This window comes from Actinotalea endophytica (genome assembly GCF_025717005.1).
In the GTDB taxonomy this organism is placed as follows: domain Bacteria; phylum Actinomycetota; class Actinomycetes; order Actinomycetales; family Cellulomonadaceae; genus Actinotalea.
Map to the genome: position 1 here is coordinate 69,352 of NZ_JAOVZU010000005.1, position 12,672 is coordinate 82,023.

The following is a 12,672-nucleotide window of genomic DNA, read 5'->3' on the forward strand; positions in this document are numbered from 1 at the left end:
TCGGGAGCACCCGACCCGAGCACCCATCCCTCAGCGGTAGACCCGACGCACCGAGAGGTCCGGCATGCAGATGGTCCGAGACGCACGGCGCAGGCTTCTCGCCGGCGACGACGCGGGCGTCACCCTCATCGAGGTGGTCGTCGCCACCGTGATCCTGGCGATCATCGCGAGCTCGGTGCTCGGTCTCGTGATCACCGCGCAGAAGCAGTCGGTGTCCAACCGCAACCGCGTCGCGGCGTCGAACCTCGCCGCCCGCGAGATCGAGCTCGTCCGCGAGCAGTTCATGGCCACCTCGAGCGGTCCGGTGGACCTGGCGAACGAGGGCATGGTCACCAACCCGCACCAGTTCGAGGGTGCGGGCGCGGGCGACCCCCTGGTCGTCGACGGCACCGAGTACACCGTCAGCAGGTCCTCCTCCTGGAACATCACCGGCACCGGCGAGTCCGCGTGCGAGGGCGGGTCCCTGGTGACCCACCCCTCGCTGATCGTCACGGTGTCGGTCACGTGGCCCGGCATGGGCAGCGTCCAGCCCGTCTCCAACTCGGCTGTCCTTGCGCCCGAGCGCGACGTCAACCCCGGAACGGGTGCATCGTTCGCGGCCGTAGCCGTCACGAACGCAGCGGGGGAGCCCTCGGCGGGCCGCACCGTGCGGGTCTACTCCACGACGGAGTCCCGCGCCGGCATGACCGACGCCTCCGGGTGCGCCGTCATCCAGCTCAACCCGCCGGTCGGCGGCACCACGTACACCGCGGCGTTCCCGAACCCCGGCTACGTCGACATCACCGGGACCGAGAACCCGGAGCGGACCATCGGGCTGATCAACCCTGGCGAGCTCGCCGCGAGCACACGCATCTCGCTCGACCGGGCGGGATCCGTCGTGATCCGCGTCACCGGCGGGGTGACGGACGCGGAGGCTGCGGGGTCCGTGGTCACCCTGTACCAGTCGGAGGCGTCGGGGACGTCGACCCGGCCGATCACCCTCACCGGCGTGAACACGACCGTCGGCAACCTCTGGCCGTCCGACTACGGCGCCTACTTCGGCACCACGCTGCCGACCGTGCTGCCCGCCGCCATCTCCCTGGCTCCGGGTTCGACCGGGACGCTCGACGTCCCGTTCGAGTTCGCCGAGTTCCAGGTCGCCAACCTGTTCACCGTCGCCGGCCTGAGCACCTACGAGGTCAGGGCGACCCCGACCGGGTCGGGTCTGACCTGCGACGACCCGCTGGCGAAGACCATCACGCCGTCAGCCGGACGCGTGGTCGCCGGTACCTGGGACTTCTGGCTGTACTCGCCTCAGATCGGCTGCAGCGCGGGTCCGTCCGGCGTCGCACTGAGCCAGGGCGCGAACGCGGACGTCGAGTGGTCGACCGCCCACCTCGACGTGTCCAACGCCCCGGCGACCGACGAGATCTGGGTCGCTCCCGCGCAGACCGGCGGCACGTGCTCGGCGACGTCGGCCGTCGACGTGGGCCCCGGGCCGAGCGGCGCCATCGAGCTGTACGCCGGCGACTGGTACGTCTGGTCGGCGCCCGGCGGGGCCGCCGGCACGCCGTGCACGGCCGGGAGCCTGGTCAACGTGCCCTTCGCCGGGACCGCGAGCTACGCGTTCACCTCGGCCCTCGGCAACGTCGAGGTCCGGTCGCTGAGCCGGTTCTACCACACGCTCCTGGTGAGCAGCGCGCCACCCACGACCTGCTCGACGACCGGGACCGATGCGCCGTCCCCGATCGTGCTCACTCCCACTGCGTCCAACGTGTGGGAAGGGAGCGTGCCCGCGGGGGTCTGGTACTTCACCGCGTGGGACCAGGCGGGTACCGGCGCCTGCTACTCGACCGGGGTGAACCCGGTGACGATCAGGACGGGCTACAGCTACAGGATTCTCTTCGACACGGCGCAGGTGACGGAGTGGTGACTGCGGTGAGCAGGGATCGCGAACGGCGCGAGGACGGCTTCAGCCTCGCGGAGCTGCTGGTCACGATGCTGATCGTGAGCCTCGTGCTCTCGGCGACCGCCACGCTCACCATCGGCCTGCTGCGCACGAACGCCGCCAACGTCTCGCGCCAGGACCAGGTTGACTCGGCCCGGGTCGCGGTCGAGACCATGGCGAAGACGCTGCGCACGTCGGTCATGCAGTCCCAGCTCGGCGCCTCGGGGTCCACGGCGGATGCGTTCATCCAGGGGGACAACTTCAGCGTGTCCTTCTACGCCAACATCAACAACCCCGGTAACACCGTCGGCCCGAGCAAGGTCTCATACCGCATCGTGCCCACCGCGACCGGCATCGGCGAGCTCCACCAGACGGTGCAGATCCCCGACTCGCCGACTCCGTCGCCGACGGGGTACCAGTACTCGAACACCGCCAACATCGTGGACTCGCTGGTCGCGAAGGACGTGCTGACGGATGGTCGGGCGATGTTCTCGTACTACGACGGCTCGAGCACCACCGCGATGAGCACGGGATCGACCGGTCTGTCCGCGACGGACCTGGCTAACGTCCTGGCCATCGAGCTCACCGTGACCGTGCAGTCCCAGCAGGCCCAGCAGGCCCAGCCGACCACCTACGTGCAGCGCATGCTGCTGCCCAACGCCGAGGCGGTCATCCGTCAGGGTGAGGAGTGAGGACATGAGCATCCTGCGGATGCGTCGAGCGCGTCGCCGCCGGGAAGCGGACGATCGCGGTGTCGCGCTCGTGCTGGTGATCGGCTCGGCGATCGTGATCGCCGCACTGCTGCTGGTCGGTCTGACCTACGCGGTGCAGAGCACGCGGTTCTCACGGTACGACCAGGACTACACCGCGGCCATGACGGCGGCGCAGTCCGGTGTCGACGACTTCATCACCCGGCTGAACCGGGACGATAACTACGGGCGGACCGCGGACTGCACGAACTCCGCGATGGTCAGCCCGACCGCCTGTGGCCTGCCCTACGGCTGGTCGCCCGTCACACCCGGTGCCACCGACCCCGAGGACCCGGCGTTCCACTACACGGCAGACGCCAGCGGCGCCTGGACCTCGGGCACGATCATGCTGACCTCGACCGGGCGGGTGAACGATGTCTACCGCACGATCGAGGTCGCGGTCGGCAAGGGTGGCTCGACCGACTACGTCTACTACACCGACTTCGAGAGCGCGGACCCGGACAACCTCTACGCCTACCCCAGCGGCGCGTCGACGACGTGCGGAGGCTCGGGTGCAGCGTTGGCCAAGTACTGGTGGAACGGGCGCAGCACCGCCAGCTGCGTGGAGATCCAGTTCGGCTCGAACGACGACCTGGACGGTGACGTCTTCTCGAACGACGCGGTCCTGTCGAAGGGCGGCCAGTTCCTGCAGGGCTTCGAGTCGGCGAACCCCGGCTGCTCGTCGGTCGTCCCGACGAGCACCAGCACGTGGGCGAACTGCCTGCGCTCGGGCAGCACCTTCACTGCCACCGGGACCAGCCGCACCTTCGGTGAGGCACCGGCCTACCACGCCCTGCTCTACTTGCCCGACAACTCGGCCTCCTTCTCGACCACGCCCGGGTGCCACTACTACGGACCGACCCGGATCATCCTGAACTCCGACGGCACGATGACCGTGTGGAGCCCCGAGTCCGACTTCGCCGGCGCCGTGCTGGCCGTCGCGGACTCGAGCGGTACGACGCCGAGCTGCGGGACGGGGGCGTCGCTGTCGAGCGCCTCGGGTGCCCGGGTCCCGGTGCCGAGCGACATGGCCGTCTACGTCGACGCGTCACCCACCTCCGGAACCGGTGCGGTCACCCGCCACCTCATGGACGCCGGCTACATCGACGGGATCCTGCCGCTGGGCACCTACAGCAGCAGCCTGGTCCCGAGCAGCGGCGCGTCGTACACGGTGCAGGCGGCGATGACCGACCCCCGCAAGTACACCGGCGAGGGCAACCTGTGGCTTCAGGGTGTGATGAACGGACGGGTGACGTTCGCGGCCGCGCAGTCGATCGTGGTGACCGGAGACGTCGTCCTGGCCGGCGGACCGGACGGGACCGACCTCGTCGGCCTCGTCGCGACGAACTCGGTCGAGGTCATGAACCCGTACATGTACAAGGTCAGCGCAGTGTCGACCGGCGGAAAGCACAGCACGACCTACGTGTGGGGTTCGCCCGCCGGGGCCGGTGTCCTGAGCGGCTGGCCGATCCGGATCGCCGACCCTGCCTACGGCCGCAACGAACCGACCTCGGGCCTGCAGATCGCGGCGTCGATCCAGACGCTCCAGCACTCGTTCACGGTCCAGGCATACGGCGAGGGCTCGTATCGCGGGTCGCTCTACGTGCGGGGCTCGATCGCCCAGCGGTGGCGCGGGGCGGTCGGGACGAGCAGCGGGGGCACGATGGTGTCCGGCTACGGCAAGGCGTACACGTACGACGTGCGCCTGCGCTACACGGCACCGCCGTTCTGGCCGCACTGGGTGAACGCGGAATGGAGCCTGCGGTATTCGGGCGAGGTCAGCTCGTCCACGCAACCATGGGTCCCGTGACCGCCCTCCTCGTCGCCTTCTCGGCGCTTCTCGGCCTTGCCGTCGGCTCGTTCCTCAACGTCGTCATCTGGCGAGTGCCGCGAGGCGAGTCGGTGGTCCGTCCGCCCAGTGCCTGTCCGCGGTGCGGCCATGCGATCCGGCCGCGGGACAACGTCCCTGTGCTCGGCTGGTTGCTGCTGCGCGGCCGCTGCCGGGACTGCGGCGAGCCGATCGCCGTGCGCTACCCACTCGTGGAGGGCGTGACCGCCGTGCTGTTCGGGCTCGTCGCCCTGCGCTTCGCGGCGGCCCCTGCGGCGATCCCGGCGTTCCTGTTCCTCACGGCGGTGGGGATCGCCCTCGCCCTGATCGACCTGGACGTGCACCGCCTGCCGAACGCGCTCGTGCTGCCGTCGTACCCGGTGCTGGCGGTGCTGCTCGCCCTCGCGAGCGTCGACGACTGGTCGGCCATGCTGCGCGCCCTGATCGGGGGAGTGGCGCTCTACGCGTTCTACTTCGCCCTGATGTTCGTCTCGGAGCTCGTGCTGGGTCGAACGGGTATGGGGTTCGGAGACGTGAAGCTAGCCGGCCTGCTCGGCGGCGCGATGGCCTGGGTCGGCTGGGGTGCCCTCGTCGTCGGGGGTTTCGGCGCCTTCCTGCTCGGCGGTCTGGCATCGCTCCTGCTGATCCTCACCGGTCGCGGCGGGCGGGGCACGCAGATCCCGTTCGGCCCGTGGATGATCATCGGTGCAGCCCTCGGCGTCGCGGTCGGCGAGCAGCTGTGGAGCGCGTACCTCCAGCTGCTCGCGTGACTGTCGCGGGATGAATTCTCACCCGGTCGGCCCAACCGCTCACGCTCAAGGGGTACCGGCGTTCGCCCGATAGAGGTACCTGACAGCTTTGCCACCCCGGTGATGAAGGGTAGGGCCGTGGCCAGCACAGTGATCGGACTCGACCTCGGCACGACGCGTGCCCGGGCAGTCGAGATTCAGAAGGGCCGTGGCGGCCCGACAGTCGTGAGGTACGCCGAAGCGCCCCTGCCGCTCGGCGCCGTCCAGGACGGCGAGGTGACCGAGCCCGAGAACGTCGTTCCCGCCCTGCGTGAGCTCTGGACGCGCGGGAAGTTCTCCTCGCGCGACGTCGTCCTCGGCGTCGGCAACCAGCGCGTGCTGGTGCGCAGCCTCGACCTGCCGTGGATGCCGATGAAGCAGCTGCGCTCGTCCCTGCCGTTCCAGGTGCAGGACACCCTGCCGGTCGCGGTCGAGGACGCTTTGCTCGACTTCTACCCGACGGCAGCGTTCCAGGGGCAGACCGGCAAGACGGTCCAGGGCCTGCTCGTGGCCGCGACCCGGGACACCGTCGCGGCGAACGTCGCAGCGGTGGAGAGCGCGGGGCTCCACCCCCGGCTGGTCGACCTCAACGCGTTCGCGCTGCTCCGCGCGCACCTGCTCACCCACCAGACGGTGCGGACCGTGGCGCTCGTCGACATCGGCGCCAGGATCACCAACCTCGTGATTGCCCGGGACGGTCTCCCGCAGATGGTCCGCACCCTGGCGTCGGGCGGCCAGCACGTCACGGACGCGATCGCGTCCGAGGGCCGGCTCCCCGTCCCCGAGGCCGAGAACATCAAGCGGCAGGTCGGGGTCGGGTTCGCCGTCGCGGAGGGCTTCCGGGGAGCAGCCGAGGTCGTCTCGCACGTGACCCAGCAGCTGGTCGAAGCGGTCCGCAACACGCTCGTGTACTACGCCAGCCAGAACCCGGGCAACGGTGTCGAGCTGATCGTGCTGACCGGCGGGGGCTCGTACCTCAACGGCCTGGGCCAGTACCTCTCGAGCGCCAGCCGGTTGCCGGTCACGCTCGGCGACGTCCTCGCCGGCGTCCAGGTCGGCCGCTCGGCGCGGCTGGAGGCGCTGCAGGGCGTCGAGTCGACCTTCGCGGTGCCGCTCGGCCTGGCTCTGGGGGTGGCGGCATGAGCAAGCGATCGAACGTCGCCGACGTCACCACCGAGGGCGCTGTGCTCGACCTCACCGGCCTCGGTGCGCCAGCGCACCCGCAGGTGAACCTGCTTCCGCCGGACGTCTACAGCCGACGCGGTGTGCGCCGGGTCAAGGTCCTCATGGGCCTGTCGCTGATCGGCGTCGTGCTGCTCATCCTCGCCGGGTTCGGCTTCGCCTTCCTGGACCTCGGCAAGGCGGAGTCCGAGCTGGCCGCCCAGCAGGCCGAGGTCGAGCGACTCATGGCCGAGCAGGCGCAGTACGCGGAGGTGCCGCTCGTCAAGGGCGAGATCGCCCGTGCCGAGCAGGGTCGCCAGATCGCGACCGCGTCCGAGGTGTCGTGGTTCGACTACTTCGAGGCGATCCGCGCCGTGAAGCCCGAAGGGTGGGCGATCACCTCGATCAGCACGCAGATGCCGACGGCGAACGACGCGTCCCTCGTCAACCCCGACCCACTGTCGCCGGCGGGTGCAGGCGGCATCACGTTCGTCGCCGAGGCGACCCAGATCCCCGTGATCGCCGACTGGGTGGCGGCTGCCGGATCGATCACCGGCTTCGACGACCCGCGTGTCACGGCGGCGCAGATCGCCGACAAGGACGGAACTGCCTTCTACCAGGTGACCGTGACGGTGGTTGTCGACGAGGACGCCTTCGCCAACCGGTTCGCCCCGGAGCCCGAGGCCGATGCCGCCGCCGAGGCCGCGGCCGAGGAGGGGGACAACTGATGCGCAACGCGAAGGCGATGCCGTGGGTGATCGGCACGATCCTGCTGTCGCTGGTGCTGGCAGCCGCCGCGTGGATGCTGGGCATCTCGCCGATGCTCGACACGGCGTCCGAGGCGCGGGACCAGGCTGAGCAAGAGGCCTCCCGGGCCGACCAGCTGGAGATCCAGCTGGCGGCGCTCAAGAAGGACTACGAGAACATCGACGAGTTCCGTGCCGACCTCGCGGCGCTGCAGGCGCAGGTGCCGGCCGAGGTGGACCTCGAGGCGCTGACGCGCTACTTCAACGACCTCGCGGTCGGCTCGAACGTGTTCGTCCGGACCCTGAACAGCTCGATGGCGCTGGCGGTGACCGGCCCGCCGGTCATCGCGGCCGCCGTGACGACCACCGACGCCGGGACGACCGACGCGGGCGCGACGACCGAGGGCACCGCTGCGACCGACACCACCGCGGCCGACGGCACGGCTGCGTCGGGAACTGCGGCCGCCACGACGGTGCAGGGTCTGTACGCCGTCCCGTTCGACATCACGGTGGTGGGCGGATACCAGGAGACGGTCGCGTTCCTGAAGGCGCTCCAGTCCGACCAGGGCCGGCTGCTCGTTGTCAACAACATCGTGGCGAACTCCCTCGAGGAGGCCGCAGCGACCAACGGGACGCCGGCGACGCACAAGGGTGACCTGGAGACGACCGTCTCGCTGTGGGCCCTCGTGCTCACCGACGACGCGACGGTGACGACGGACGGCACGGTCGACGCCACGGGCGAGCAGGCCGAGCTGGCTCCGCTGCCCGTCCCGGCCGCCGGCGACGCGCCGATCACCGTCACGAACTGACCAGCACGACCCGCCACCTCGGCCCGCGTCCGTTGCCCGGACGCGGGCCGAGGTGCGTCCGGGCCCGTGGAAGGATGCTGGCGAGACGGGAGGCACGATGCTGCGCTGGTTGACCTCGGGCGAGTCGCACGGCCCGGCCCTGGTGGGCATCCTCGAAGGGCTGCCCGCGGGCGTGCAGGTGGTGAGCGAGGACATCCGCGGCGCGCTAGCCCGCCGACGCCTCGGCTACGGCCGCGGCGCCCGGATGAGCTTCGAGGCGGACGAGGTCCGGGTGCTGGCCGGTCTGCGGCACGGCGTGACGCAGGGCGGGCCGCTGGCCGTCGAGATCGGCAACACCGAGTGGCCGAAGTGGGTCGACGTCATGGCGGCGGACCCGGTGGACGACCCGGCGAAGCTCGAACGGGCCCGCAACGCACCGCTGACGCGCCCCCGCCCGGGCCACGCGGACCTGGTCGGGATGCGCAAGTACGGCTTCGACGACGCCCGGCCCGTCCTGGAGCGCGCGTCCGCGCGCGAGACCGCGACCCGCGTCGCCCTGGGCGAGGTCGCGGCCCGGTTCCTCGAGCAGTCCGTCGGCATCCGGCTGGTGTCCCACACGGTCGCGATCGGGCCGGTCGCGACGCCCGACGACGCACTCCTGCCGACCCCTGAGGACGTGGCAGCCCTCGACGAGGACCCCGTCCGCTGTTTCCACGCCGCGACGTCCGCGGCGATGGTCGCCGAGATCGACGAGACGCAGAAGGCCGGGGACACGCTCGGCGGCGTCGTGGAGGTGCTCGCGTACCACGTGCCCACGGGGCTGGGCAGCTACACGCACTGGGACCGGCGCCTCGACGCCCGGCTGGCGGCCGCGCTGATGGGCATCCAGGCGATCAAGGGTGTCGAGGTCGGTGACGGGTTCCGGACCGCGGCGCGTCGCGGCTCCGCCGCGCACGACGAGATCGAGCGGGACCCGGAGACCGGCCGGATCCTGCGGCGCACCAACCGCGCCGGCGGGCTCGAGGGTGGCATGTCGAACGGCGAGGTGGTCCGGGTCCGGGCTGCCATGAAGCCGATCTCGACGGTGCCGCGCGCCCTCAGCACGACCGACGTCGCGACCGGCGATGCCGCCACCGCGATCCACCAGCGGTCGGACGTGTGCGCCGTGCCCGCCGCGGGCGTGGTCGCCGAGGCGATGGTCGCCCTCGTGCTCGCGGATGCCGTCGTCGAGAAGTTCGGCGGAGACAGCGTCGACGAGGTCGCGCGCAACTACGCCGCGTACCTCGACGCCATCCCGCCCCTCCAGCGGTGAAGCCCCGGTGACCGCGGTCGCGCCCCGCGTGGTGCTCGTCGGCCCGCCGGGAGCGGAGGTGACGGCCACCGCGGCCGAGGTCGCCGACCGGCTCGGCCTGGCCCTGGTGGACACCGACGCCCTTGTCGAGGAGATCGCCGGCACCACCGTGGCGGAGCTCTTCTGGGATCGCGGCGAGGAGGTCTTCCGCGCGTTCGAGCGCGACGCGGTCGTCCGGGCGCTGGAGCAGGGCGGCGTCGTCGCGCTCGGTGGGGGAGCGGTGGTCGACCCGGCCACCCGGGACGCGCTCGACGCGTATCGCGCGTCGGGTGGGGTGGTGGTCTTCTGCGACGTGTCCCTCGCCCACGCCGTCCCGCGTCTCGGCTTCAACGCACCGCGACCGGTGGGCCTGGGGAACCCGCGGGCGCAGTGGCAGACCCACATGGACGCGCGGCGACCGCTGTACGAGGCCGTGGCCGACCATCGCGTCGACACCGACGAGCGGACCGTGACGGAGGTCGCGCAGATGGTGCTCGACCGTCTGGCGGACGAAGGGAGCACGCCGTGACCACGCCGACCCGGATCCCGGTGGGAGGCGAGCGACCGTACGAGGTCGTCGTCGGCGACCACCTGCTCGGCGAGCTCGCGGGCCTGCTCGGCGAGCAGTGCCGGCGGGTGCTGATCGTCCACCCGGGCGCGCTGGCGACCTCGGCCGAGGCGGTCCGCGACGACCTGCAGGCGCACGGCTACGAGGTCGTCCTCGCGGAGGTCCCCGAGGCCGAGGACGCGAAGACGGCCCAGGTCGCCGCGTTCTGCTGGGGCGTGCTGGGCCAGTCCGGCTTCACCCGGTCCGACGTCGTGGTCGGGCTCGGCGGCGGTGCCACCACGGACCTCGCGGGGTTCGTCGCCGCGACGTGGTTGCGCGGGGTCGCCGTGGTCCAGGTCCCGACCACCCTGCTCGCGATGGTCGACGCCGCCGTCGGCGGCAAGACCGGGATCAACACCGCCGAGGGGAAGAACCTCGTGGGCGCGTTCCACCCGCCGGTCGGCGTGCTGTGCGACCTCGCGACGCTCGAGAGCCTTCCCGTGCACGACCGGGTCGCCGGGCTCGCCGAGGTGGTCAAGGCGGGCTTCATCGCCGACCCGCGCATCGTCGAGCTGGTCGAGGAGCACGCTGCGGGTCTGCGCGCAGAGCACCTCGACGAGCAGACCCGGCCCGTGCTGCGCGAGCTGGTCGAGCGTGCGGTGCGGGTCAAGGCCGAGGTCGTCTCGGCCGACCTCCGTGAGGCCGGGCCCCGCGAGATGCTCAACTACGGACACACGTTCGGGCACGCGATCGAGCAGGTCGAACGGTTCCGCTGGCGGCACGGTGCGGCCGTCTCCGTCGGCATGGTCTACGTCGCCGAGCTCGCCCGACTCGCCGGCCGGCTCGACGAGGACGTGGTTGCGCGCCACCGCGCCGTGCTCGAGGCGCTGGGACTGCCGACCTCCTACCGGGGCGACCGCTGGGAGCAGCTGCTCACGGCGATGCGCCGGGACAAGAAGACCCGGGGCGACCTGCTGCGCTTCGTGGTGCTGGAGGGTCTCGCGCGGCCGACCCGACTCGAGGGGCCGGATCCTGCGCTGCTCGCGGCCGCGTACGCCGAGGTGAGCAGGGAGATCTGAGGCCGACAAGCCCGGAACCTTGTGGCCGTGTCGGGGCCGCGACTAGCCTCGTGCGCATGCTCGTCATGGCGATCCAGCGCCGGGGGAGCCGACGCAGCGGCAACGGCACGGCCGACCTGCTGTCCATGCTGCGCGGGCACGACGGCGCCACGACCCACTTCGACCGGGTCACCACGGACCTGGTGCGCGGGGTGCTCGAGGACCCGGCCGTCGCGGTGGACGTCGCGCTCGACGTGCTCCGGCACGGCGGATGGACGGTCGGCATCGGCACGGGCGCGGTGGACGAGCCGCTGCCCCGGCGCGCGGTGGGCGGGTCGGGCCAGGCGTTCGACCTCGCGAACCGGGCTTTGGAGCGGGCCGGCAGCCGCCAGCGCCCCGTACCGCTGGTCGTGCTCGGTGCGGATCGCGAGCACGCGGCCGACGCCGAGGCGGTCCTCACCCTGATGGCGGCCGTGCTGGCGAAGCGGACCGAGGGCGGTTGGGCCGCGATCGACGCGGGCCGGGCGGCCGGCCGGGCCGCCACCCAGGAGGACGTAGCGGCACGGCTGGGCGTCAGCCAGCAGGCCGTCTCACAGCGCCTCGCGGCCGCGCTGTGGCACGAGGAGCAGGCGGTGCGCCCGGTGGCCGCGCGGTTGCTCGCGCAGGCGCAGGGGCGCTCCTAGCGCCCGGGAACGGTCCGCGCGCCTCGTACCGGTACACTGGTCGCCGCTTCGCGCGCGCCGTGCGACCCCGACGACAGGAAGACCCGCTGTGGCGACCACCAACGACCTGAAGAACGGCATCGTGCTCAACATCGACGGCCAGCTGTGGGCCGTCGTGGAGTTCCAGCACGTCAAGCCCGGCAAGGGCGGCGCGTTCGTGCGCACCAAGCTCAAGAACGTGCTCTCCGGCAAGGTCGTGGACCGGACGTTCAACGCCGGCGTCAAGGTCGAGACCGCGAACGTCGACAAGCGCGACATGCAGTACCTGTACAAGGACGGCACGGACTTCGTGTTCATGGACACCTCGACGTACGACCAGCTGATGGTCGGCGAGGAGGTCGTCGGCGACTCCGCGAAGTTCATGCTGGAGAACCAGAACGCGATCGTCGCCACGCACGACGGCGTCCCGCTGTACGTCGAGCTCCCGGCCTCGGTCGTCCTCGAGATCACCTACACCGAGCCGGGTCTGCAGGGCGACCGTTCCACCGGCGGCACCAAGCCGGCGACCCTCGAGACCGGCGCCGAGATCCAGGTCCCGCTGTTCCTCGAGACCGGCACCAAGGTCAAGGTGGACACGCGCGACGGGTCGTACCTCAGCCGCGTGAACGACTGAGGTGGCCGCACGGAGCAAGGCCCGCAAGCGCGCGCTGGACGTGCTCTTCGAGGCTGATCAGCGGGGATCGGACCCGCTGACCGTGCTCGCCGACCGGATCGCCCAGCCGGGTACCGAGGCCGCCCTGCCGCAGTACGCCGTGGAGCTCGTGGAGGGCGTCATCGCGCACCTCGCGGAGATCGACGAGCTCATCTCCACGTACTCCCACGGCTGGGCGCTCGAGCGGATGCCCGCGGTGGACCGCGCTGCGTTGCGGATCGGTGCGTGGGAGCTGCTGCACAACGACGACGTGCCGGACGCCGTCGCCGTCGACGAGGCGGTGGAGCTGGTCCGCGCGCTCTCGACCGACGACTCGCCGACCTTCGTGAACGGCGTGCTGGGGCGCCTGCTGGCCCTCAAGCCCACGCTCTGACGC

13 protein-coding genes are annotated in these 12,672 nt (G+C 71.5%); all 13 read left to right on the top strand.

The window, feature by feature from the left end; translation table 11 throughout:
- Nucleotides 1–64: 64 nt before the first annotated feature.
- Nucleotides 65–1,912, top strand: coding sequence for a type IV pilus modification PilV family protein (locus OEB99_RS09680; protein WP_263509847.1), 1,848 nt, complete (start codon nt 65–67; stop codon nt 1,910–1,912).
- Nucleotides 1,913–1,917: 5 nt separating this feature from the next.
- Complete coding sequence (locus OEB99_RS09685) at nt 1,918–2,619, top strand: PulJ/GspJ family protein (RefSeq protein WP_263509848.1); 702 nt, start codon at nt 1,918–1,920, stop codon at nt 2,617–2,619.
- A 4-nt stretch (nt 2,620–2,623) separates the two neighbouring features.
- Nucleotides 2,624–4,486 carry a pilus assembly PilX family protein gene (locus OEB99_RS09690; RefSeq protein WP_263509849.1) on the top strand — a complete coding sequence of 621 codons (1,863 nt, stop codon included), beginning with the start codon at nt 2,624–2,626 and terminating at the stop codon, nt 4,484–4,486.
- Complete coding sequence (locus tag OEB99_RS09695) at nt 4,474–5,274, top strand: prepilin peptidase (protein WP_411910682.1); 801 nt, start codon at nt 4,474–4,476, stop codon at nt 5,272–5,274. The genes OEB99_RS09690 and OEB99_RS09695 overlap by 13 nt, the downstream gene beginning before the upstream one ends.
- 102 nt (nt 5,275–5,376) lie before the next feature.
- Nucleotides 5,377–6,435, top strand: coding sequence for a type IV pilus assembly protein PilM (pilM, locus tag OEB99_RS09700; protein WP_263510116.1), 1,059 nt, complete (start codon nt 5,377–5,379; stop codon nt 6,433–6,435).
- Complete coding sequence (locus OEB99_RS09705; RefSeq protein ID WP_263509851.1) at nt 6,432–7,181, top strand: fimbrial assembly protein; 750 nt, start codon at nt 6,432–6,434, stop codon at nt 7,179–7,181. Before pilM ends, OEB99_RS09705 begins: the two co-directional genes overlap by 4 nt.
- Nucleotides 7,181–8,008 carry a hypothetical protein gene (locus OEB99_RS09710; RefSeq protein ID WP_263509852.1) on the top strand — a complete coding sequence of 276 codons (828 nt, stop codon included), beginning with the start codon at nt 7,181–7,183 and terminating at the stop codon, nt 8,006–8,008. The genes OEB99_RS09705 and OEB99_RS09710 overlap by 1 nt, the downstream gene beginning before the upstream one ends.
- A 97-nt stretch (nt 8,009–8,105) precedes the next feature.
- Nucleotides 8,106–9,299 (top strand): chorismate synthase, encoded by a 1,194-nt coding sequence (gene aroC / locus OEB99_RS09715; protein ID WP_263509853.1) that lies wholly within the window; start codon nt 8,106–8,108, stop codon nt 9,297–9,299.
- Between the two features lie 7 nt (nt 9,300–9,306).
- Nucleotides 9,307–9,846 (top strand): shikimate kinase, encoded by a 540-nt coding sequence (locus OEB99_RS09720; protein WP_263509854.1) that lies wholly within the window; start codon nt 9,307–9,309, stop codon nt 9,844–9,846.
- Nucleotides 9,843–10,943, top strand: coding sequence for a 3-dehydroquinate synthase (gene aroB / locus OEB99_RS09725; protein ID WP_263509855.1), 1,101 nt, complete (start codon nt 9,843–9,845; stop codon nt 10,941–10,943). Before OEB99_RS09720 ends, aroB begins: the two co-directional genes overlap by 4 nt.
- A 56-nt stretch (nt 10,944–10,999) precedes the next feature.
- Nucleotides 11,000–11,605 (top strand): hypothetical protein, encoded by a 606-nt coding sequence (locus tag OEB99_RS09730; protein WP_263509856.1) that lies wholly within the window; start codon nt 11,000–11,002, stop codon nt 11,603–11,605.
- An 88-nt stretch (nt 11,606–11,693) separates the two neighbouring features.
- Complete coding sequence (gene efp / locus OEB99_RS09735) at nt 11,694–12,257, top strand: elongation factor P (protein WP_263509857.1); 564 nt, start codon at nt 11,694–11,696, stop codon at nt 12,255–12,257.
- Nucleotide 12,258: 1 nt separating this feature from the next.
- Entirely contained in the window at nt 12,259–12,669 is a 411-nt protein-coding gene (gene nusB / locus OEB99_RS09740) for a transcription antitermination factor NusB (RefSeq protein WP_263509858.1), read from the top strand.
- Nucleotides 12,670–12,672 lie beyond the last annotated feature (3 nt).

Bases quoted from the DNA above. Each gene is read 5' to 3' on its own strand.
- OEB99_RS09680 (WP_263509847.1), top strand. From the start codon at position 65: ATGCAGATGGTCCGAGACGCACGGCGCAGGCTTCTCGCCGGCGACGAC.
- OEB99_RS09690 (WP_263509849.1), top strand. From the start codon at position 2,624: ATGAGCATCCTGCGGATGCGTCGAGCGCGTCGCCGCCGGGAAGCGGAC.
- OEB99_RS09695 (WP_411910682.1), top strand. From the start codon at position 4,474: ATGGGTCCCGTGACCGCCCTCCTCGTCGCCTTCTCGGCGCTTCTCGGC.
- pilM (WP_263510116.1), top strand. From the start codon at position 5,377: ATGAAGGGTAGGGCCGTGGCCAGCACAGTGATCGGACTCGACCTCGGC.
- OEB99_RS09705 (WP_263509851.1), top strand. From the start codon at position 6,432: ATGAGCAAGCGATCGAACGTCGCCGACGTCACCACCGAGGGCGCTGTG.
- OEB99_RS09710 (WP_263509852.1), top strand. From the start codon at position 7,181: ATGCGCAACGCGAAGGCGATGCCGTGGGTGATCGGCACGATCCTGCTG.
- aroC (WP_263509853.1), top strand. From the start codon at position 8,106: ATGCTGCGCTGGTTGACCTCGGGCGAGTCGCACGGCCCGGCCCTGGTG.
- OEB99_RS09730 (WP_263509856.1), top strand. From the start codon at position 11,000: ATGCTCGTCATGGCGATCCAGCGCCGGGGGAGCCGACGCAGCGGCAAC.